The 22,582-nt window shown below is 61.4% G+C and carries 19 protein-coding genes; all 19 read left to right on the top strand.

What is annotated here, in order from left to right; all coding sequences use genetic code 11:
• The first annotated feature begins 465 nt into the window (after positions 1-465).
• Positions 466-813, top strand: a complete 348-nt coding sequence (locus AMYHA_RS27830) for a LuxR C-terminal-related transcriptional regulator (RefSeq protein WP_051399672.1) — start codon at positions 466-468, stop codon at positions 811-813.
• A gap of 126 nt (positions 814-939) precedes the next feature.
• Positions 940-2,196: a beta-ketoacyl-[acyl-carrier-protein] synthase family protein gene (locus AMYHA_RS08305; protein ID WP_034269678.1), complete on the top strand. Its 1,257-nt coding sequence runs from the start codon at positions 940-942 to the stop codon at positions 2,194-2,196.
• Positions 2,193-3,338: a beta-ketoacyl-[acyl-carrier-protein] synthase family protein gene (locus AMYHA_RS08310; RefSeq protein ID WP_034269682.1), complete on the top strand. Its 1,146-nt coding sequence runs from the start codon at positions 2,193-2,195 to the stop codon at positions 3,336-3,338. The genes AMYHA_RS08305 and AMYHA_RS08310 overlap by 4 nt, the downstream gene beginning before the upstream one ends.
• Positions 3,339-3,538: 200 nt before the next feature.
• Positions 3,539-4,294 (top strand): beta-ketoacyl synthase N-terminal-like domain-containing protein, encoded by a 756-nt coding sequence (locus tag AMYHA_RS28365; protein ID WP_407919905.1) that lies wholly within the window; start codon positions 3,539-3,541, stop codon positions 4,292-4,294.
• Positions 4,291-5,124, top strand: coding sequence for an alpha/beta fold hydrolase (locus tag AMYHA_RS08320; protein ID WP_157361945.1), 834 nt, complete (start codon positions 4,291-4,293; stop codon positions 5,122-5,124). The genes AMYHA_RS28365 and AMYHA_RS08320 overlap by 4 nt, the downstream gene beginning before the upstream one ends.
• Positions 5,121-6,131: a thioesterase family protein gene (locus AMYHA_RS08325; protein WP_034269687.1), complete on the top strand. Its 1,011-nt coding sequence runs from the start codon at positions 5,121-5,123 to the stop codon at positions 6,129-6,131. The genes AMYHA_RS08320 and AMYHA_RS08325 overlap by 4 nt, the downstream gene beginning before the upstream one ends.
• Positions 6,132-6,134: 3 nt before the next feature.
• Entirely contained in the window at positions 6,135-6,467 is a 333-nt protein-coding gene (locus AMYHA_RS08330) for a DsrE family protein (RefSeq protein WP_084036965.1), read from the top strand.
• Positions 6,467-6,874 carry a hypothetical protein gene (locus tag AMYHA_RS08335; protein WP_034276378.1) on the top strand — a complete coding sequence of 136 codons (408 nt, stop codon included), beginning with the start codon at positions 6,467-6,469 and terminating at the stop codon, positions 6,872-6,874. Before AMYHA_RS08330 ends, AMYHA_RS08335 begins: the two co-directional genes overlap by 1 nt.
• Position 6,875: 1 nt before the next feature.
• Entirely contained in the window at positions 6,876-7,265 is a 390-nt protein-coding gene (locus AMYHA_RS08340; protein ID WP_034269693.1) for a hypothetical protein, read from the top strand.
• 34 nt (positions 7,266-7,299) lie between these two features.
• The gene (locus tag AMYHA_RS08345) at positions 7,300-8,376 is read left to right on the top strand and encodes a beta-ketoacyl synthase N-terminal-like domain-containing protein (protein WP_034269695.1); all 1,077 of its coding nucleotides are present in this window, start codon (positions 7,300-7,302) and stop codon (positions 8,374-8,376) included.
• 43 nt (positions 8,377-8,419) lie between these two features.
• Complete coding sequence (locus AMYHA_RS08350; RefSeq protein WP_034269698.1) at positions 8,420-8,686, top strand: acyl carrier protein; 267 nt, start codon at positions 8,420-8,422, stop codon at positions 8,684-8,686.
• 59 nt (positions 8,687-8,745) lie between these two features.
• Positions 8,746-9,060 (top strand): 3-hydroxyacyl-ACP dehydratase FabZ family protein, encoded by a 315-nt coding sequence (locus AMYHA_RS28370; protein WP_407919906.1) that lies wholly within the window; start codon positions 8,746-8,748, stop codon positions 9,058-9,060.
• A gap of 11 nt (positions 9,061-9,071) precedes the next feature.
• A complete protein-coding gene (locus tag AMYHA_RS08360) occupies positions 9,072-9,584 on the top strand; it encodes a 3-hydroxyacyl-ACP dehydratase FabZ family protein (protein WP_034276380.1) in 513 nt (170 codons plus the stop codon).
• On the top strand, positions 9,577-10,317 hold the full coding sequence (fabG, locus tag AMYHA_RS08365) for a 3-oxoacyl-[acyl-carrier-protein] reductase (protein ID WP_034269705.1): 741 nt from the start codon (positions 9,577-9,579) through the stop codon (positions 10,315-10,317). Before AMYHA_RS08360 ends, fabG begins: the two co-directional genes overlap by 8 nt.
• 18 nt (positions 10,318-10,335) lie before the next feature.
• Entirely contained in the window at positions 10,336-11,037 is a 702-nt protein-coding gene (locus AMYHA_RS08370) for a 2-hydroxychromene-2-carboxylate isomerase (RefSeq protein ID WP_034269708.1), read from the top strand.
• Between the two features lie 18 nt (positions 11,038-11,055).
• Positions 11,056-15,000, top strand: a complete 3,945-nt coding sequence (locus AMYHA_RS08375) for a non-ribosomal peptide synthetase (protein WP_034269711.1) — start codon at positions 11,056-11,058, stop codon at positions 14,998-15,000.
• A gap of 4 nt (positions 15,001-15,004) precedes the next feature.
• Positions 15,005-15,208 (top strand): MbtH family protein, encoded by a 204-nt coding sequence (locus AMYHA_RS26340; protein WP_084036967.1) that lies wholly within the window; start codon positions 15,005-15,007, stop codon positions 15,206-15,208.
• A gap of 159 nt (positions 15,209-15,367) precedes the next feature.
• A complete protein-coding gene (locus AMYHA_RS08380) occupies positions 15,368-15,619 on the top strand; it encodes an acyl carrier protein (RefSeq protein WP_034269714.1) in 252 nt (83 codons plus the stop codon).
• Positions 15,620-15,745: 126 nt separating this feature from the next.
• A complete protein-coding gene (locus AMYHA_RS08385; RefSeq protein WP_169732910.1) occupies positions 15,746-22,582 on the top strand; it encodes a non-ribosomal peptide synthetase in 6,837 nt (2,278 codons plus the stop codon).

The raw sequence follows: 22,582 nt of genomic DNA on the forward strand, positions 1-22,582 counted from the left end.
GCTGAGCGTCTGGTGACGCGGTCGACTGTGGACGCGCGAAGTTTCCGAGCAGTTGAACCCGCGCTTGGGCTTCCGTCGCTTGTGGCGAGCAAGCTCAAGCATGGATCACGCAGGTCGGAACTTCCCACTGTCGTCGCCATTGAGTCGTTTGTCTCGACGCATGAACGAATGGTGGGACAGTTCGGTGAACGTGAGACGCTTGATGATGCGGACGAACTGGCGGCTGCTACGGAACGTGTGGCCACCAAGGCACGCACCGAAGTAATGTTCTCTCTGCGGAGCTACATCCCAGGGGCTTTCGAGTTTTCTCGTCAGCTCGTGGAGTACTTGCTTCGGCGTGGAGTGCGAGTACGTGCGGTGTGGGCTGGCGAGATCTCCCGCTTGCCACCGGTGCGGCAGCACGTAGCGTGGCTCCGTGCTCGTGACATCCGGCCCCGAGTGGCGCCTGCTGTGCCCTGCCGGACGGTGATCGTGGACGGCCTTGTTGCTCTCGTGTTGGATGATGCGGGTAACGGCCGCATTGAGCGGCGCCCCGATGTCGTGCGAAGCCTGTTGTCGAACACCCAGCAGCAGTGGACTTCCGGCTGTGAGTTACAAGAAGCCGATCCTGTCCCGTCGACTGAGTTCGCGCAACGCCGCTACGAACTGGTGCTACGCATGCTTGCCGATGGGATGACCGATGACGCTGTCGCCCGCAAGCTCGGTGTCAGCGTGCGCACGGTGCGCAACGATGTGGCTTCCGCGATGAGTGCCCTTGATGCGGGAAGCCGGTTCCAGGCTGGTGCCCGTGCGGCACAGCTCGGTCTGATCTGACGCTGTTTGCAGTTTCGTGCACTGATCATTGCCTGCTTATCCACGATCGAGTGAAACTGTATCGGCTCGAATCGGCGGTTGCGAGAGATGAGTACTGACCGGTAGCAGGGAATGTGAGGCCGAAGTATGTCGTCAGAATCCCATAACCGTGGGAAGCGTAGCGCTTCGCAGCGGGTCGTTATCAGCGGTCTCGGAGTTGTTTCCAGTATCGGCATTGGAATTGGGCGATTTGCTGAGGGATTGCAGCAGGGAAAGGTCGGTGCGCGGCCCATTACGGCCTTCGATACCACCGGGTTCTCCCACGCGCTGGGATGCGAGATTGTTGATTTCGAACCGGATAGATGGATCACCGCGCTCGATCCAGCCGAGCTCGGCCGCGCTAGTCAGTTTTCTGTTGCCGCGGCCGCGATGGCGATCGCTGATGCCGGACTCGACGCTGACGTGCTGCGGGACACCCACAACGTCATCTCCATCGGTACCACCGATGGCGAGTCACGAGATCTCGATGCCCTTGTGGAAGCGGAGCTCCGCGATGGCCCCGAACACATGGATCCCAGACTCGCTAGGCACGTTCCCGCTGGCCGGTTGTCGACATCAGTTGCCAATGAACTCGGGTTAACCGATGTCGAGGCGATCACCATCCCTACCGCCTGCGCCGCGGGCAACTATGCCATCGGGTATGGGTTTGACGCTGTACGGGAGGGATCAGCGCGTTTCGCTTTGTGCGGTGGTGCTGACGCCATGTGCCGGAAGACTTTCACTGGCTTCTATCGTCTCGGCACTATCGCACCCGAGGCGTGTCAGCCGTTCGATGTCAATCGAAAGGGCATCCTCACCGGCGAAGGTGCGGGCGTACTAGTGCTGGAGAGTCTTGATTCCGCGGTGAGTCGAGGTGCGCGGATCTACGCTGAGGTCCTCGGTTACGGCATCAATTGCGACGCGCATCATCAGGTCGCACCGAATCAGGCGAGCGTTGGTCGTTGTATGCAGCTGGCGCTAGAGGATGCCGGAGTCAAGCCAGCCGAGGTGGATCTGATCTCCGCGCACGGCACCGGCACGAAGGCGAACGACATCACCGAAGCCGGAGCTATCCACGACCTCTTCGGCGAGGACGTGCCGCCAGTGGTATCCGTCAAGTCGATGATCGGCCATACCATGGGCGCGGCGAGCGCACTGGCCGCTATCGCTTGCGCGATCGCAATCGATCGTGGCTTTATTCCGCCGACCGCGAACCACGTCGAGACCGATCCGGAGTGCGGCGTGGACTGTGTTCCTAATCAGGCTATCAATGCGGATCTTCATGTCGTGCAGAACAACGGACTCGCATTTGGCGGAAACAATTCCGTTGTTATTCTCGGTAAGCATGGAGAGGCGGCGTCATGAGTCCGGTCATTACAGGGGCGAGTGCGATTACCTCAGTCGGCACGAATGTGGATGAATTTTTTTCCGCTCTTTGTTCCGGAAATACGGGTTTGCATGAGTTGCGGGGGTTCGATAAAGGGCACTTCCGGGCGACCCACGCCTATGAGATTGATGACCGACCCGCCCAGGGAGTGGATGTCCCTGGGCGGGCGAGTAAGTGGCTCTCTGAGGCTATCGCTCAGGCCGTCGCGCAGGCGGGCATCGGTGAAGATCTCTCTGATGTGCCGGTTCTGATTGGAACGGGTCTGCGTGAACTGCGTTCGCTCGAGCTGTGGTGGCGCGGCGGAGGGACGTTGACGGAAGACGACCTGCATTTTGGGCCGGTATTGCGTGAGCGGTTCGGGGTGACTGATACCCATACATTTTCGAACGCCTGCTCAGCCTCTGTTTACGCGCTGGCGATGGGTGCTGACTTGTTGGCAACAGGGCAAGCCGACACGGTGATCGTCGCTGGAGTCGACGTACTCACCGAGAGCATGCATGGGTTGCTGGAGCGAGTGCACCCCTCACCTCCCGAGCGGGTTCGCCCATTCGACCGGAACCGGACTGGGGTGTTGATGGGCGACGGTGCCGCCGCGGTCGTGCTGCGCACGACGTCACCTGGCGCTCTTGGTGCCCTGCGCGCGGTCGGTGTGAACTGCGATGCTTATCATGCGACCGCGCCCGACGCCGCTGGAATCGCCGCGGCGATGCGGGAGGCTCATCGGCTGGCCGGCGTCAAGCCCGCTGACGTCGATCTTGTGATGATGCATGGCACAGGGACCCTGCTCAATGACGAGGTCGAGGCGATAGCCACTCGTGAGGTGTTCGCCGATTGGGTGGATGTACCTCTGATGACCGCGATCAAGTCCATGACCGGGCACACGTCGGGCGCGTCTGGCCTGCTGAACTTGGTGAGCGCTTTGCAGTCGTTCGCCACAGGGCGAGTCCCGGTAACGGTCGGCTTAGTTGAACCTGTGGCGGAGGCCAGTTCATTCCGGTTGGTCACGGGGGAGACAGAACACGCGGACATCGCAGTGGCGCAGATTAACGCCTTCGGCTTCGGCGGAATTAACGCTGTGGCGATTGTTGAGGCAACGACCCAGCGGGAGGTCTCATCGTGAGAACAAAGGTCGCCACCCCACCGAGCGTAGCCGTGACAGGAACCGGTGTAGTGCTGCCCGGCGCCAGTAACGCCAGCGCGTTACTGGCCGATCCGCCGCAGTCCGCTGAGCCAGTCGATCCTGCCGCGCTTGTCGGACGAAAGGGCCTCCGTTACAAGGACCGTGCCACCAGGCTCGCCTACTGTGCGGCCGATGTGGCGTTGCGTGACGCCGGGCTTACGGCCGAGCGCGGCCTCGCCGTCGACTCCGACACGGTCGGTGTCGTCGCGAGTTCGAACTTCGGCAACGTCGACACGGTCGTTTCTGTGCTCGATACGATCCATGCCGAGACCGTTGCTGGCACATCCCCGATGGACCTGCCGAACGCATCGAGCAATGTGATCGCGTCCTCGGTGGCGATCAGGTTTGGGTTGCGTGGCCCCAACCTCATGGTGTGCAACGGTGCGACGGGCGGACTCGACGCTGTGCGGTGGGCGGTCACCATGATCGCAACCGGCAGGGTTGAGCGCGTGCTCGTTGTCGGGACAGAACCAGCCACTGAGCCTGTTCGCCGGATCCTCCACGGCGGACGACCACTTGATGGAGCGGCGGCACTCGTTGTGGAGTCTTCGCAATCTGTGGCCGAGCGTGGAGTTCCGGCACAGGCCTGGCTTGGCCACTTCGTACGCACGGCCAGCCTCGTTGAGTGTGTACTCCAGCTGGCCGAGGCAGACAGAGGGACGCAACCTTCTTCGTGGCAGGTACCACCAGGTGGTGCGCCAGGGGACTTGCTCCCCGGTGTGCCGCGCATTGATCTCACCAGCAGTTGGGGTCAATGTTCAGGGGCGCTTGGTGTTCTGCAGTGCGCCGCGGCCGTGGGCTGGTTCTCTGATCACGACACAGGAACGGTATATGCCACGGCGGGCACACCCGCTGAGTCAACTGCCGGTCTTGCTTTGACTGGAGGAGCCACGTGAAGTCTAACGTTGTGTCCGATGGGGTCGTGCTCAATTCGCACGGACCACAGGAGCGTCCATATCGGATGTTGCTGCTACACGGGTTGGCCAATTCCGCATCAGTTTGGGAGAACTATCTGGCCCAGGTGCCCGCCACACATTGTGCCTTGACGGCGGAGCTGCCGTGGCGAGCCGAAACGATCGTCTCGTTCGCGTCATCGTACGACCATACGATTGATGCCGTTAAGGCAGCGCTACGCGGGCTCGATGGCCTGGCTGATGTGGTGGTCGCACATTCGTTCGCGGCCAACTTGTTGATGGCGATGGTCGATCACGAGCTACGGCACGGCAGGAATCCGATGCCGCAGTATGGCATCAAGCAAATCGTGCTCGTCTCACCCTTTTACCGGCGGCAAGCTCACGACTTCACATGGCGAGACATGTCGTACTTCTTCAACGGCTTCCATCTGATTATGGAGGAGGGCCTGCGCGTCGCTAGTCGCGGCCGCGTCGCTGACGATGTCCTCCTGGATATGGCATATCGAGTCCGCGACCGTGTTGGCCCCTACGGCTGGACCGCGTTCTTCGATACCTACTTGCGCACCCCGTGGCTGCTACTCGACCGCGTCGACGTGCCGTGTCTCGTAGTGACCGGTGAGGACGACATTGCCGCCCCACCGGCCGAAGCGATGGCTCTCGCGCGAGAACTGCCCGATGCTCGGCTCGAAGTCTTGCCGGATTGTGGTCACTTCCCCATGGCCGCTTCACCTACGGCGTTCGCGGCTGCCGTCGCTGGCTTTCTTGGCGAACTTGACCCCATGCCCGCAGCAGAACTGGAGACGAACCTATGACCGTTGTGACCGATGAGTTGACTGTGTCCGGCGCCGTGCGGGCTCTGTGCGATCAGTCAAGCGAGGTGCATGTGCGCCCGCGCTATGAGGGAAACAATATCTGTACATGGATCGGTTTCAAGCACGTCAATTACCTGGTTGAGGAGGCCGTCCTCGAGCATTTTCGCAAAGCGGGCTTGTCAAGCAGGCGGCTATTCGAGGAATTCGGTCTCGGAGTGGACATCGTCGCACTGGATACCAGGATCCTCAACGCCTTCCACTTAGACGATAGCGGCATTGCCACAGTGGTTCCCACCATCGGAACTGATGACAACACGCTGTCCTTCACCGTCACGATCGTGCGAGATGGGTCCCGCACGAAGGATGTTACCTCGAAAGTCACCGTGTTGCTGCGGATCGATACGTACATTGAGGAACCTGCTGAGTTGCCCGCCGAGCTGTCACGGTTCGCAGTGCGACGGTTGGCGACCTCGGCGCCTGGTGAGCTGATCAAGGAAGCTGACACCACCTCCCTTGCGGCTGGGCGTGGCAGTGCCGCGGCGCCTGAGAACGACCCGGTCCTGGCTAGCCTCACGGACGGACGCAATGCGTTCGGCTGGAAATGGCGAATCCCGTATCCGTACTGTCACAACAACGAGCGGTTGCAGATGTCTGGCTACCTGCGGCAGATGGAGGAGGTCGTGGATCTCTTCCTGGCTGACCGTGGCATCTCAATTAAGACGTTGCTTGATGAGCGACGCTGGATTCCGGTAGTTCCTCATTCCGAGATCACATTCCTCGATGAAGCACTGATGGAAGAGAATCTCTACACCGTGTACACCGTTGAAGAGATCTTTAAGGATTTCACATATCGATCTCGCATGGATACCTATGTAGTCCGTGATGGCAGGTTGGTGCAGACGGCCACCGGTGTTATCACGCATGGTTATGCGGTGATCGAGAACCGCCGTGACTGGCGACTGGTGAACTTCGACCAGCGGGTGTTGAGTGCGCTAGGTGGTCGATGACCGATGGATCCGAGCAGGGTATTGCTCATAGAAACACGGGGGCCACATTCGGGTCCCGGCTGTGCTGCATTCCTTGCCGACGGGGCCGCATTGGCCGCTCACGGTTCTTCCGTACGTGTGCTGCTACTCGGGGACGCGGTGACCGGTGCCGTTGCTAATGCGGTTCCCGAAATCGCCTCGCTCATCAGGGCAGGGGCTGAGGTGGCAGTAGACGACATTTCGATCGACCGCAGGGGCATGTCTCACGCTCGGCTGTTTCCCGGCGTCACGCGTACCTCCCTGGAAAAGACCGCGGCTGAGATCGTCGACAGCGACGTGAAAGTGGTGTGGCACTGATGCGGAAGAGCTTGCCTCAGACTGACCTGCTGTTGACGTTGATGGGCGCTCCGCATGCGGATGACACGCTGACCGATACGTTGCGGCTGGTGCAGGCCTTGTTGGATTCCGGCACTCGTGTCTCCGTGTGGGCATGCGGTTACGCGACATTGCTCACGCAGCGCGCACTTGGCGAATGTAAGCCACGCAACCCAGCGAGTTGGGATACAGAATACCCGTCGACCGCTGCGATCATCGCGACGATGCTCGCAGCTCATCCAGAACACCTGTATTGGTACGGCTGCCGTTTCTGCAGTGACGACCGGGGTGCCGACGACCACTTAGCCGAAGTTGTAATGCGACCGCCCGCTCGCTATGCGGAGAATGTTGCAGCCGCTGGCAAAACGCTGGTGATCGGGGTGATGTGAAATGCAGGACAACGCGATGCTTGCCATCGTCGAGCAAGCCTATCGGGGGGCGTTGGAAAAGCAATTCTTTGACTGCTTCTGCCTCGCCGCAGAATTACACCGGCAACTTGGCGGTCTCGATATGTTGCTGCGAGGTGCGGCAGCGACTTATGCGGTACCCGCACCGGAACCTGTCTCGCTCATTCTCGGTGGGCGCGAGCTGGCAACCTTCTCCGTGCCGAGGACAAATCTCGGCACGCTCCTCGATGCGGGCGCGGGTGTGTTCGTCGAACGGGAGGGATTGGCGGAACACGGATTGACCGATGTGGAGCCGATCGACGGGATCACGGTCGTCGAGGGGCAGGAACTGGCGCGTCGATGGCCGGACTACCGGACGGTGTGCTTCCTGTGATCAGCACGCCACAACCACGACCGAAGGAGTCGTTATGACGACAACCGCAGACCCGCCGGTGCTCTCCGCGTGGTCAGCCGTTTCCGGCTTCGGTATCGGCCGAGCGGCCTTCGCCGCTGGTCTCGCTGCGGGTGCCCAGGTTGATACCGAGCTTGACCCGGATCAGTGGCAGGTCCCGGTGCAACGGGCCGCACTCGTGCCTGCCTTTGATGCCCGTGCCGAACTAGGGCGCAAGGGGACTCGCTCGATGGACAGGGCCACCGCGCTAGCGGTGACCGCGGTGGGCAGACTCCTCAATGAGGAATGTGGTGAATGGCAGCGTGAGATTGGCGAGAATACCGGTCTCGTGTTGGGAACCACGACCGGTAGCGCTCAATCAATCATGGACTTCACCAGGGATTCGTTTGAGGGCGACAAGCCGTTCTTCGTCGATCCAGCACGGTTTCCGAACACAGTTATGAATTGTGCGTCAGGACAGTGTGCGATCTGGTACGGGTTGCGCGGTCCCAACGCGACGGTGGCTGGCGGCAGGCTCGCAGGGCTATACGCACTAAACTACGCCGCGCGGATGCTGCGGGGCGGGCGAGCTGAGACGGTGCTGTGTGGTGCTGTTGAGGAATATTCGCGTGCCCGTGCTTGGTTGGAGCATCACGCTGGAAGCGGCGGCGATTCCGGGTTACTTGGCGAAGGATGCGCGATCTGGAAAGTTGAGGCCGGTGGTGGCGACGGGTTGGCAGAGTTGCTCTCGGTCCGTTTTGGTGTGCCAGATCCTTCTGATCCTGCCGCTACATTCACGACAGTGATCAAGAACGCCTTACGAATGGCTGATGCCGAGGCAGCGGATCTTTGGGCAGTATCGCCGTGCTGTGCACCTGGTGTGTACGGCGACCTTGAGCGACGAGCGTTGGAGAACGTACTCGTCAAACCAACTCCCACACGGATCGTTCCAGGCGACCTGCTTGGTGACACGGCGGCCGCGGGAGCGGCGCTACAGGTGAGTGCCGTGCTCGCCGTTGCCGAGTCGGACCGGACCGCAGCGGGTCGGCTGGCGCTGGTGACCGGCATCGACCCTGAAGGTGCGGTCGGTTGCGCTGTGCTCCGTCTGCGTTGAACGACCGTCCGGAGGAACAAGAACAGCATCGGAGGAACGAACGATGGCCACACCAGCGACACCCAAACTTGACAAGGACGAGCTGCGGAACCTCATCGCGGAGATACTCGACGTCGACATAGAAGACGTCGGCGATGAGACGAGCTTCATCGACGATCTCGATGTGGACTCATTAATGGCGCTGGAAGTCGTTGTGGTGTTGGAGAAACGGTACGGAGTGAAACTTGTCGAGTCTGAGATGACGCGGATCGGATGTTTGAACGACGCACACGCGCTCATCGAGGATAAGCTCGGCGGAGCTGACCGTTGACGGCGTCATGTAGTCCGCTACGCGGCGAAGGAGAATTGCTCGCGACGACGAGCGATACCATGCTGGCCCGCTACCACATTGATCCGAGTGAGGAGATCTTCGCGGGTCACTACCCTGGTTTTCCGATATTTCCCGGAGTGTGCCTGGTAGAGCGGGCCCATCAGACCGCACTGCGGCAGGCATCCCGCTCCTTATGGCTTGTTGCTGTGGAGTCCACGCGGTTCATCGGGCCCGCGTTTCCTGATGACACTCTCACGGTGTCGGTGCGTTTACAGGACATCGAGGAGGGCGTGCGGTGTTCGGCGGAGGCCAGTACTGATCGAGGCCCCGTCGCGAGCATTCGACTCCGCTATAGCGAGGAGGCGCCAGCATGACAGTTGATGCGATGCCCACGTGCGCCGCGATTGGCCCTGCGGAAATCCGGCAGCTGCTCCCACACCGTTACCCCATGCTTCTTGTGGACGATGTCATTGACATCGTTCCAGGTGAAAGGCTTGTGGCGCGGAAAGCGGTGTCGGTGAACGAGCCGTGGTACGCGCGTACAGATGAGACGGCGCCTGCTGCTGACTTCGCCTACCCGAAGACGCTGTTACTGGAATCGTGGTGTCAAGCCGCAGGTGTGCTCGCCACAATCAAACGACCAAATCCCGACGTCACGGCCGGCAAAGTGATGCTCTTCGGGGCAATCACCGATGTTGAGTTCCACAATGACGTGTTCCCTGGAGAAGTCGTCGAGCATCACGTCGCGATATTCCGCGCTGTGTCCGACACCGTCATCGTCACGGGGGCCAGCAATGTTGCCGGGCGCGCTGTACTGACCGTGTCGCGCGTGGTGATGGCCTTCAGGGACGCGGCGATGGTGCGCCCCTCCGAGATGAAGGAGGAAGCTGATGAATGACAACCGGGTCGCCCTGATCACAGGTGGATCGCGCGGTATCGGCCGAGCCTGCGTGCTACGACTCGCCAGCGACGGTTACGACGTGGCGTTCTCCTACCAGAGCAACGCCGAGGCCGCGGTGGAGGTCGAGAAACTCGCGGCGCAACAGGGTGTTCGGGCACGCGCGTTTGAAGCCGAGATGGCTGACGATGCCATGGTCAAAGAGCTGCTGGAGCGAGTTCGCGACGAACTCGGGGCGCCTGATGTGCTTGTAACATCCGCGGGAATCACGCGAGACGGCGCACTCGTAATGATGAGCGATGATGACTGGCATGCCGTGCTCGATGTAAACCTCGACGGCGTCTACCGAACGTGCCGGGCCGCCATCTTTGAGATGATGAAGCGTAAACGCGGAAGTATTATCAATATATCATCGGTCGCGGGGGTGTATGGCAATGCGACCCAGACGAACTATTCGGCGGCGAAGGCGGGAATCATTGGATTTTCGAAGGCACTCGCGAAGGAGACCGGCCGTTATGGAATCCGTGTCAACGTCGTAGCGCCGGGCTTCATTGACACCGACATGACTTCCGGACTAGGCGAGGAAGTGCGGAAGAAGTCGCTCGAGTCAATCCCGATGCGCCGGTTCGGTACCGCTGACGAAGTGGCCGATGTTGTCTCGTTTGTTGCCTCCGACCGCGCCTCCTACCTGACGGGGAGCGTGGTGCAGGTTGACGGTGGAATCGCACTATAGGTGGGAGGAAACGACGACATGCCTACGAAAACTCCCCGCTGGTATTTTTCCTTCCGGAGCCCGTACTCGTGGCTCGCGTACCGCGATCTCATCGACCGGTATCCGGACATCGCGGACTCGATTGAGTGGATCCCCTTCTGGGAACCGGACAGCGAATCAGCCAGCATGCTCGGTGAGGCCGGCGGGAACTTCGCATATGTGCCGATGTCCAAGGAGAAGCATCGCTACATCTTGCAGGATCTGCGCCGACTCGCGGCCGAGCGTGAACTCAATTTCCGCTGGCCAGTAGACCGCGATCCGCACTGGGAGGTCGCGCACCTCGGCTACATCGTCGCCAACAGCGAGGGACGCGGCAGGGCCTATGTCGACGAGGTGTACCGCAGCCGGTGGGAACTGGGGGAAGACATTTCTGAGTCGGAAGTGGTGGCCGCCGCGGCGCGGCGTGCTGGTCTTGACGGTGAGTTGGTCGCCTCGGCTCAGCATGATCCGGCTGTGCGTGCTGAAGGCAGGGATGTACTCCTGCGAATCGATCGCGATGGCGTTTTCGGTGTGCCATTTTTCGTATCCGGTCATGACAAGTACTGGGGGGTGGAACGGCTCCCCTCGTTCGCGGCCGTAGTGCGAGGCCAGGTGATGCAGCAAGCACCTGTCAAGGGGGACGAACCAACGTTCGCCCCCTTGGCCGGTGCGGACTGCGGCCATGCTGGCGGCTGTGGCTGAAATCGAGGAGGGACAGAGATGACTTCGTCCACGACGGTCCGATTGCCACTTACCGCGGCACAGTCGGGTATCTGGTTCGCACAACAGCTCCATCAGGACAGCGCCGTGTTCAACACCGGCGAATACGTAGAGATCAACGGTCCTGTTGATGTCGATCGGTTCGCTGCCGCGCTGCACCAGCTTGTAATTGAAGCGGAGTGTCTACGGCTACGGTTCGCTGATGATGGCGATGGGCCGTACGCTGAACTGACTGAGCCGGACTGGACACTTCGGGTCACGGATCTTCGTAACGAGCCCGATCCGCGGGGTGCGGCCGTAACCGCCATGCGTGCGAACATGGCGATCCCGCGAGATCCAGCCGTTGACGTGCTATTCGACTTCGAACTTTTCCGCGTCGGGGACCAGAACTACCTCTGGTTCTACACATATCATCACGCTGTCGTCGACGGTTTTACCGTAGCGATGCTCACTCGCCGTGCCGCTGAGATCTACACAGCTCTCGGGAAAGACACGGAAGCGACTGGAAATCCGTTCCCACCGCTGACGGAGTTACTCACTCTCGAAGCGCACTATCGCGAAGGGAATACGTACACGGCCGACGCAGAGTATTGGGCGCGAGTGCTTGCGGACCGGACGCAGCCGGTTACGTTGGCCCACACCTCACCCGTTCCCGCTCGCGACCTGGTACGGCGCACTGAGTTCCTTGATCCTGTTGCCGCTGAGCGCCTGTCGAATCTCGCGCGGGAGGCTGGGGTCAGCCTTCCCCCAGCGATCATGGCCGCGGTGGCCATCTACTTGCACAAGATGACCGGTCGCACCGACATCTTGCTTGGGGTGCCGGTGTCTACGCGCTTGGGAAAGCTCGCTCGGAGCGTGCCAGGCATGGTGTCCAATGTTGTCCCACTGCGTCTGAGTGTTCGTACAGATGCGACGGTAGGCGAATTCATGGAACACGTGGCCGCGGAGCTACGCGAGGCCATGCGTCATCAGCGCTACAGGTTCGAGGATTTGCGCCGCGATCTCCGCCTCGTCGGCAGCGAGGAGCGCATCGTTGGGCCTGAAGTGAACATCATGATGTTCGACTACGACCTCAGCTTCGATGGGTGTCGTGCTGTGGTGCATAACCTATCCATAGGTCCATCGGACGACCTTTCCTTCATCTTCTACCAGCGTTCTGATGGACGTGGTTTACAACTCGACTTCGACGCCAACCCTGAGCTATACGGTGACGAGGAGCTGGCCGCTCACCAGCGACGGTTTTTGGACTTCCTACGGATCATCGACAGCCGTCCAGACCAGCCCATCGATGCACTCGATGTGCTCACCAGTGGTGAACGTGAACTGGTGATCGATACCTACAACGCCACTGCGCACGAGGTTCCCCACGACACCCTTACCGACTTACTCAACGCGGCGGCGGATGCCACGCCAGATGCTACGTCGGTTGTTTTCGAAGGTAGTGAACTGAGCTACCGCGAGCTGCATGAACGGGCCAACCGGCTGGCCGGCCATCTTACCGCGTGCGGTGTTGGGCCGGAGAGCGTCGTGGCGCTAGCTATACCCCGTTCGGTCGAACTGATGGTTGCGCTATTGGGAGTGCTCAAGTCCGGAGCGGCGTACCTGCCAATCGACCCCGGGTACCCCGCCGAGCGTATCGCGTTCATGGTGACCGATGCCCGTCCAGTTCTGCTACTAACCACGAGCGTCACGAGCGGTTCCTTGCCCAGCGACTTGCCAACTGATGTGCTCGCACTGGACACTCCAGCCGCGGAAGAACTGCTGGCAGGGTACTCGGCTGCTAAGCCGCCAGATCCGGGGCTGCGGGATGGTCATCCCGCCTACGTCATTTACACGTCGGGATCGACCGGGCGGCCTAAAGGGGTCGTCGTACCACACCGAGGCATTGTCAACCGGCTGTGCTGGATGCAGAGCCGGTACGAACTGAGCAAGCAGGATGTCGTGCTTCAGAAGACCCCCTCTGGGTTCGACGTGTCGGTCTGGGAGTTCTTCTGGCCGCTGATTCAATCCGCAACCCTGGTGTTGGCCCGCCCTGACGGCCATCGCGATCCAGCCTACTTGGCCGATCTCATCGCCAGCGAGAAGGTCACCACCGTCCACTTCGTACCATCGATGCTGCGTGCCTTCCTCGCCGAGCCCGCCGCGGCGAGCTGCGGAGGGCTGCGGCGAGTGATGTGTAGCGGCGAGGCATTGCCGCGCGAAGTGCTCCAGGGGTTTCTTGATCTGTTCGAGGACCACGGCACGGAGCTGCACAACCTGTATGGCCCCACCGAGGCATCGGTGGATGTGACCGCATGGGAGTGCGAGCGCGGATCCGGCACCGTACCCATCGGAACGCCCGTGTGGAACACCCGAACCTACGTGCTCGATGCTGAGCTGCGGCCGGTGGCCCGCGGCGTGTCAGGCGAGCTGTATCTCGCCGGTAGCCAGCTCGCACGCGGTTATCTTGGTCGAGCGTCGCTCACCGCGGAGCGTTTCGTCGCCGATCCGTTCGGCGAGCCGGGCTCGCGCATGTACCGCACGGGAGATATCGCTTACTGGGATGAGCGTGGCCGCCTCGGCTATGTAGGTCGTGCCGACGATCAAGTCAAGATCAGAGGTCTGCGAGTTGAGCTTGGTGAGGTGTCCGCCGCGCTCGCCTCACACTCCAGCGTCGGGCAGGCCGAGACCGTGCTGCTAAGCGAACCATATGGCAGCGAACACATCGTCGGCTACGTCGTGCCGGACGATGCATCGAATCCACCGTCCGAGCAGGTTCTGCGTACGTATCTAGCGACGCGGCTACCCGAATACATGGTGCCGACGGCGATTGTGGTGGTCGGAGACTTCCCATTGACGCCGAATGGAAAGCTCGACCGGAAGGCTCTTCCTCCGCCCGATTTCTCCGCGAAAGTGGTTGGCGAAGTTCCACGCAACCCACAGGAAGAGATGTTGTGTGGTTTGTTCGCGGATGTACTAGGACTCCGTCGGGTCGGGATTCGGGACAACTTTTTCGAGATCGGTGGCCATTCCCTGCTTGCGGCGCGTTTGGTAAATGGGATCCGGGAGACTTTCGGCGTGCCGCTGACGATCCGGGGTCTCTTCGAAGCACCCACCGTGGCGGCCCTTGCGGAGACGATATCTAACGGTGGGGAATCTGGGAGCCCGCTTGACGTCCTGTTGCCGCTGCGGCCCTATGGCGATGCGCCGGCACTGTTCTGTCTGCACCCCGCAGGTGGTCTGAGTTGGTGCTATTCTGGGTTGATCAACCATCTTGCTCCCGAGATCCCGGTGTATGGGCTGCAAGCAAGAGGTCTTGACTCAACCGAGCCACTAGCGGCGACGATCTACGAAATGGCTGAGGACTACCTCGAGCAGATCCGTGCGGTGCAGCCGGACGGTCCGTATCACTTTGTCGGCTACTCCTCGGGCGGCATTCTCGCGCACGTCTTGGCCACGATGCTTACGGAACGCGGCGCGGAGGTCGGCGTGGTTACCGTCCTCGACACCTATCCCGGGCAAACCCTCGCCGAGCTTGGCGAACAGGAGGTGATGGCGGATCTACTCGGTTGGGTTGGCTATGACCGGCGATATCTGGGCCGCAAGCGGTTGCGGTTTTCCGACGTCGTAAAGATCCTGCGTAAGTTGGGTAGCTCACTGGCGAGTCTCGAAGAGCGGCACGTCGGTGCGATTAGCCGGATATATGCCAACTGCCGTGAACTGATGCACGAGTTCCGGCCGCAGCTGTACCACGGCGACATCGTGGTGGTCGTAGCGGCCATTGACAAGATCGATATCTCACCAACTCCGGCGACATGGGAACCGTATGTTGGAGGGGAGGTGCGCGTACGCACCATCGACTACAGGCACAACGACTTGATGAAGCCTGGGCCGCTTGCGGAGATCGGCCAGATCCTCGCGACTGAGCTAAACACCTACGAGTCTCACCGTAAGGAAAGGGTGTAGCCACATGGCGAATCCATTCGAGGACGACGACGGCCAGTACTACGTTCTTGTCAACGACGAGGGGCAGCACTCGTTGTGGCCAGCATTCATTGACGTACCAGCAGGATGGACGGTGCGACATGGTCCTGACATTCGGCAGGCGTGTTTGGACTACGTGACCGAGCACTGGACAGATATGCGCCCGCTCAGCGTAGTTAACGGAAAGTGACAGCTCAGCAAGGCCCCCGCCGGTTTACGGCGGGGGCCTTGCTGAGCCGTCACTATGACTGCGCCTTGCAGGAGAATGCAGCGTTCGACTGAAAACAGCGTAGTGGGGCCAATAATCGTCGGTGGACGTAGAACCTCCCACTACAAGGAGTATTCCGCGATGAGCGCAGCAGTCACTGAACGTCTTGAGCTGATCAAAGAGATCGTGTGCGACATCCTGGAGATTGACCCCGACGAGGTCACCAATACAAGTCTCTTCGCAGAGGACCACGACGCTGACTCGTTGCGCGCCATCGAGATCCTCGCCGCGCTCGAGAAGCGGTTCTCCGTCGTCATCGATCAGTCCGAATTGCCCAGGATGATCAACCTTGACGGTGTCTATGCCGTCGTCGCTGAGGCGGCTGGCTGGTAAGGGACGGCCGTCGTACGGAAGTCCGGGGTACGCCATTCCCGGGAATGGTCAGAAGCTGAGCCGTTAAAGGTGGACGCCATGCATAAGCCAGATCAGCACATCGTGCGTGGAATGGAGTATGCGGCAGTGCGCACGGTCGCCTTGGCGTGTGGAGTCGGTATCGAGCGGGTTGTCATCGCCGCGGCGGCCGCCTTTCTGCAGCCATTGTTGGACGTTCCGAGAATCAGTCTCGGTTGCCGTGGCAGTGCTGATCATCTTACCGCGCTCGTGCCGATGCCCGGGTCCACGCGAGATGCCCTGGTTGGCGCGGCGGACGTCGCGCCAACCAGCCACGCCGACCCTTATTGCATTCTTGACATCGATGCCAGCGAGCACGAGCTGCGGATCAGGTTCCCGGCACCAGCGGGCATGGCGATGCCGTGGCCACCGTATCGCGATCTGTTTTCCGGTTTCCTCATGCGCTTCGTCACGGTGGAACCGGAGACACCTATTGGCGGCATCCCGTTACTCGCTCCTGATGAACTTGGCATGGTTCTCGACGGTGGTGTCGGCACTGCCACCGATATTCCACAATGCGACCCCGTGCGACTGTTCGAGGCGTCGGCCGCGCGCCATGCCGATCGAGTCGCAGTACGGGCGCCGGATAGCGAACTGACCTACGCCGAGTTAAACGCGAGGGCGAATCAGCTCGCGGGATTACTTTTGTCACGGGGCGTCCGCGAGGAACAGTTCGTTGCGCTAGCGCTGCCTCGCACGACTGACCTGCTGGTCGGTCTGCTGGCTGTGCTCAAGACAGGCGCAGCGTATCTCCCGATCGATCCCGCTCAGCCCGCTGAGCGGCTCTCGTTTCTGCTTGCCGATGCCAAGCCCGTCCTGATGGTCGCCACACGTGAGACCGCAGGGGCCATCGATGACATGCATGACACGGCAGTCCTTCACCTCGACTCACCTGATACGACACGGGAGCTGGAGCGACAGTCCATAAGCGATGGTCAACGGAACGTCTCCGGCCTTCGCCTTCAACATCCCGCGTATGTCATTTACACCTCGGGCTCCACCGGTAGGCCGAAGGGTGTCGTGGTGAGTCGCGGTGCGCTGCTGAACTTTCTCATCACCGTGGGCGCGTGGTTCGACCTGCGATGCTCCGATCGACTGCTTTCACCCACCACGATCGCGTTCGACATGGCCGTGCCGGAAATGTATTTGCCGCTACTCGCGGGCGCACAGCTGGTACTCGTACCCGCTGCCGACGCGCGTGAGCCCGCCGTGTTGACACGCGTGATCAGCACCGATCGCATTACCGCCTTGCAGGCCACACCGAGCTTGTGGCAGGCCCTTGTCGCATACGACCCCGACGCGTTGCGCGGGCTGCGTATGTTCGTCGGTGCGGAAGCGCTGCCCCCCGCGCTCGCCGCTGCCTTGCGGGAACTTGGCGAACGGGTACTTCACCTGTACGGGCCAACCGAGACGACGGTCTGGTCAACCGCGACTCCGCTCACTGAACGGAAAAGTGGGCCTTCCATTGGTGGGCCGGTCGGCAATACGCGGGTGTACGTTCTGGACGGCGCATTGCGGCCGCTGCCGGTTGGCGTTCCTGGTGAACTGTACATCGGTGGTGCTGGGCTCGCCCGTGGCTACTTGAACCGCCCAGAGCTCACCGCTGAGCGGTTCGTCGCTGACCCATTTGGACCACCGGGCGCGAGCCTATATCGCACGGGCGACATTGTGCGGTGGGCCGACGACGGTCAACTGGAGTTCGTCGGCCGCGCCGATCACCAGGTGAAGATCCGGGGGTTCCGGGTGGAGCTCGGTGAGATCGAGGCCGTACTGGCTGACCACCCTAGTGTCGCGCAGTCGGTAGTCACGGCACGCACGGATAGCCCTGACGGCGCCACCCAGCTTGTGGGCTATGTCGTCGATAGTCACGTTGAACGTGCTGATCCAGCTGCGTTACGGGCTCACGTGGCTAGGTGGCTGCCGTCTTACATGGTCCCCGCGACCGTGGTCGTGCTTGATGCGCTTCCGCTGACCCCGAACGGCAAGCTCGACCGGAAGGCGTTGCCGGCACCTGGCCGCACGGCAGGGTACGGCAAGGCGCCACGTACACCAGCTGAAGAAGTTCTCTGTGGCTTACTCGCCGAGATCCTTGGTGTCGACCGCGTCAGCGTCGACGACGATTTCTTCACGCTCGGCGGTCACTCCCTGCTAGCGACAAGGCTCATTGGCAGGTTGCGCGCCACATTCGGCGTTGAGCTGGCGGTACGAGATGTGTTTGAGGCACCGACCCCTGAGTTGCTACTCGGCCGTATCGAAGGAGCTGACGCGGCGAGGCCACTCCTGCGACCGAAACAGCGACCCTCCCGCCTGCCGCTCTCTGCGTTGCAACGTGGGTTGTGGATAGAGAACACGCTTGCCGGGTCGGCTGCGACGTACAATCTGCCCACCGCGCTATGGCTGCGGGGGAAGCCGGATGTCGACGCGCTGCGTACCGCCCTCGCTGACGTAACCGCCCGGCATGAACCGCTTCGCACGATCGTCGCCGAACAGGACGGTGTGCCGTATCAAGAGGTGCTGGACGACGCGGTTCCCGAACTGACACACGAGAGTGTTGATCGTGCCCGACTCGACGCCGTCGCATCGACCTACGCGTATCAAACGTTCGATCTCGGTGTCGAGATGCCGTTCCGTGCCACTCTGCTCTCCTGCTCAGATGACGAGCATTTGCTATTGCTCGTCATTCACCACATCGCGACGGACGGTGCATCGGAGTTTCCCCTCGCAAGGGACCTTGCCGAGGCATACGCAGCGCGCACACGATGCGACGCTCCACAATGGAGCCCTCTCAGGGTTACCTATGCCGACTACACGATGTGGCAGCGTGAGCTGCTCGGCGATATCGACGACAATGACAGTCTCGCCGCCCGGCAGCGGCGGTTTTGGGTTGACACTCTCGCGGGCATGCCTGATGTGCTAGAGCTACCGACGGACCGCCCGCGTCCAAAGGTGGCGAGCCATCGCGGAGATACCGTCAGCTTCACTATTCCGGGAGAGCTGCGCACTCAGCTGGCCGCGCTCGCGACAAGGACAGGCACCACTGTCTTCATGGTGTTGCAAGCGGGGCTCGCCGCGCTGCTCACCAGACTCGGTGCCGGAACGGACATCCCGATCGGGACGGTGGTCGCTGGGCGGGACGAATCGGTGGACGACCTTGTCGGCTACTTCGCGAACACGGTAGTGCTGCGTACAGACACCTCGGGAAACCCAGGGTTCACTGAGTTGCTTGCCCGTGTCCGTGACATCGACCTCGCCGCGTTCGCTCACGCCGACCTTCCGTTCGAGCGGGTTGTCGACGCAGCGCAGCCGGACCGATCTCTTGCCGCGAATCCACTATTTCAGGTGGCTTTGGGGTTACACACGGATACGGCGGACTTGTTCCACCTACCTGGACTGGAATGCGAGCCGTATCCATTGTCGCTTCCGGTGGCCAAATTCGACCTCACGATCGAACTGGCCCAACACGACGATGGGTTCGCGGGCGTGCTCGAGTTCGCGACCGACCTGTTCGACAGAGATACCGCGGTGAAGATCAGCGAGCGGTATGTCCGATTGCTTGATGCCGTCGCCGCGGACGCTTCGGCGCGGATCGGTTCCGTTGAACTACTCAGTGCGGCTGAGATGCACAGCGTGCTGCAGCATTGGAACGATACTTCGGTCGAGCTTCCGGCGACGACGATGCCGGAGATGTTCACCGAGCGAGTGGTCGCTACGCCGGACGCTGTGGCTGTGGTGTTCGACCCATCCGATGGCTGTTCCGGCGATCTGGTCGAGGAACTAACCTACGCTGAGCTCGACGATCGGGCGGGCAGGCTCGCGGGTGCCTTACGAGAGTGTGGTGTGGGACCAGAACGGTTCGTCGCCGTCGCCATGCCTAAGTCGGCCGAGCTTATCGTCGCGTTAGTCGCGATCGCGAAAAGCGGTGCTGGGTACCTTCCGGTGGATCCTGCCTACCCGCCTCAGCGCATCGCTTACATGCTTTCCGACACGGATCCGGCCCTGGTTGTGACCACGGCCGCGATCGCGGAGTCGTTGCCGGAGGGGTGTCCCACCCTGGTGCTCGACGATCCCGGCACGCTAGCCGACATCACATCGCGTGAACCACAACCAGCGGTCAAGCCTCGACCGGAACATCCGGCCTACCTCATCTACACCTCGGGTTCGACAGGAAAGCCAAAGGGCGTTGTGGTCACCCACAGTGGCTTGCCCAGCCTACGCGAGCAGTGCGTGAGTGTGCTCGGACTTGGCCACGGGGCCAGGGTCCTGCAATTCGCGTCGCCCAGTTTCGACGCGGCGTTTCTTGAACTTCTTATGGGCGTGCTGTGCGGCTCGACGTTGGTTATCGCGCCGGCTGAACATCTCCTGCCCGGTGACACACTCACGCGATTGCTCACCCGCCAGAAGGTCACACACGCGATCATTCCTCCGGTCGCGTTGGCCGCGTTGCCCTCGAACGATGCGATCTTGCCGGGTGGAATGCTCATGGTCGCAGGGGAGGCCACCCAGGCGGAGTTGGTCGGACGCTGGTCGCGGGGCAGGCGAATGATCAACGGGTACGGCCCGACGGAGTCCACCGTTATGGCTTCGCACAGTGAGCCGCTTTCCGGGTCGGCCACACCACCTATTGGCAAGCCAATAGTCAACACGAAACTGTATGTACTCGACGAGCGGCTTCAACCGGTACCACCAGGGGTGCTTGGTGAGCTCTATATCGCCGGGGCTGGGCTCGCCCGTGGTTATCTGAATCGTCCCGCGCTGACCGCGGAGCGGTTCGTCGCCGATCCTTTCGGTCGTGCTGGCTCGCGCGTATACCGCACCGGCGATTTGGCGCGCTGGACCGCTGACGGTGAACTGGAATTCGCGGGCCGAGCTGATGATCAGGTGAAGATACGTGGTTTTCGGATCGAGCCGGCGGAAGTGGAAGCCGTTGTCGCTGATCATAGGGACGTCTCGGCGGCGACTGTGGTGGTGCGCGAGGACCGGCCTGGCGTTCGTCAGCTTGTCGCATATGTCATCCCCGAACCCGGTGCCGCTCTCGATTTAGCCGCGGTACGCGCACACGCATCGCGGGAGCTGCCTGACTATCTGGTGCCCGCGGCGATTGTTCCGCTCGCCGAGTTCCCGATGACTCCGAACAAGAAGCTCGATCGTGCCGCGCTGCCAGCGCCCGAGTTTGGCGGCAGCGGGGTCGTCGCGGCGGCTGAAGACGGTGTGGAGCGCGCGCTGCAGACGGTTTTCGGGGAGGTCCTCGGTGTGGCCGGTATCGGCGTCGATGAGAGCTTCTTCGAACTCGGCGGGGATTCGATCATCGCCATTCAGCTCGTTGCCAGGGCGCGCAAAGAAGGTCTGTTGTTTACCGCGCGTGAGGTGTTCGAACACCGCACTGTTCGCGCCCTCGCGGCCGTCGCCGAACGAGTACACGAGGAAAAGCTACCTAGCGCGGAAGTGGCTACTGGCGATGTACCAGCCACACCCGTCATGCGCTGGTTGGCTGAGCGAGGTGGTCTAGACAGTGGGTTCCACCAGTCGATGCTGCTGAGTACACCACCGGGGACCCGGCTGCCGGTCTTGCAACGGGCTCTTGGCACTCTCATCGGTCACCACGATATGTTGCGTGCTCGGCTACGCCGTCACCCAGAGTTGGTACTCAACGTGCCTGACCACGCGACGGTGACGGTTGACAGTTGCTTGCGCCGAATCGACGTAGCTGGCGTTGACGAAGCCTCGCTACGTGAGCTGATCGCGGGAGAGGGACACCGCGCAGCAGGTGAGCTCGACCCTGAAGCCGGACAGATGATCCGGGCTGTGTGGTTCGACGCAGGTCCCCACCGTCCAGGCAGGCTACTGCTCGCTGTTCATCATCTCGTCGTCGATGGGGTGTCCTGGCGGATCATGCTCGACGATCTCCGACAAGCCAACGCGGCACTCGCTGAGGGACATGAGCCACAGCTGCCCGCTGTGACGACGCCGTTTCGAGCGTGGTCACTCGGGCTAATACGGGCAGCCGAGGCAACAGATGGGACGTATTGGCTTTCCACTGTGGCTGGACCTGATCCGCTGTCGGCACGTGGCGCACTAGATCTGGCACGAGACACTTACGCTACCGCCGGTGAGCTGCGCGTGGTGATAGAGCCCGCGGACGCTGTGAGTTTGTTGGTCGATGTTCCTTCCCGGTTCAACGCGAGCGTTCACGACGTGCTTCTCACCGGCCTCGCCTTGGCTGTGACCCACTGGTGCAAGCACCACGGCGTGGCATGCGACGGCGCCGTACGAGTCGACGTCGAAGGCCACGGTCGTGAGGACGCGATGGTGCCGGGAGCGGATACCTCACGTACTGTCGGCTGGTTCACCAGCCTGTATCCGGTATTGCTCGATCCAGGCGTGCACGACGTCGAAGCAGCGCTCAACGCTGGCGATACCACCATGCTCGATTCGGCATTGAAACGAGTAAAGGAATGTCTACGCGCTGTTCCCTCTTCAGGAATCGGGTACGGACTACTACGCCATATCGCCGGCCAGCTCGGTGAGCATGATGAGCCCATACTTGGGTTCAACTATCTCGGACGCTTCGCAACCGGGAACGGGGAGTACTTCGTACCCGCGTCGGATGGTGACGTACTCGGTGGTACCACCACGGAGTCCATGCCGATGACACATGGCATTGAGCTGAATGCCCACATCGAGGATCGTGTCGACGGCCCGTATCTGGTGTGCGCATGGACTTACGCGAATCGTCTGTTCGACGAGACTGAGATCAATGAGCTCGCACGAACTTTCGTTCGAGTGCTCATGGCGCTGGCGACACAGGACGGCCAATCCGCACGAGGGGGACACACACCATCCGATCTGGACTTGGTGTCGCTATCCCAGGACGAAATCGACCTGCTGGAAGCAGACTGGAGGAGCTGA

The organism is Haloechinothrix halophila YIM 93223, assembly GCF_000504245.1.
Classification (GTDB): Bacteria; Actinomycetota; Actinomycetes; order Mycobacteriales; family Pseudonocardiaceae; genus Haloechinothrix_A; species Haloechinothrix_A halophila.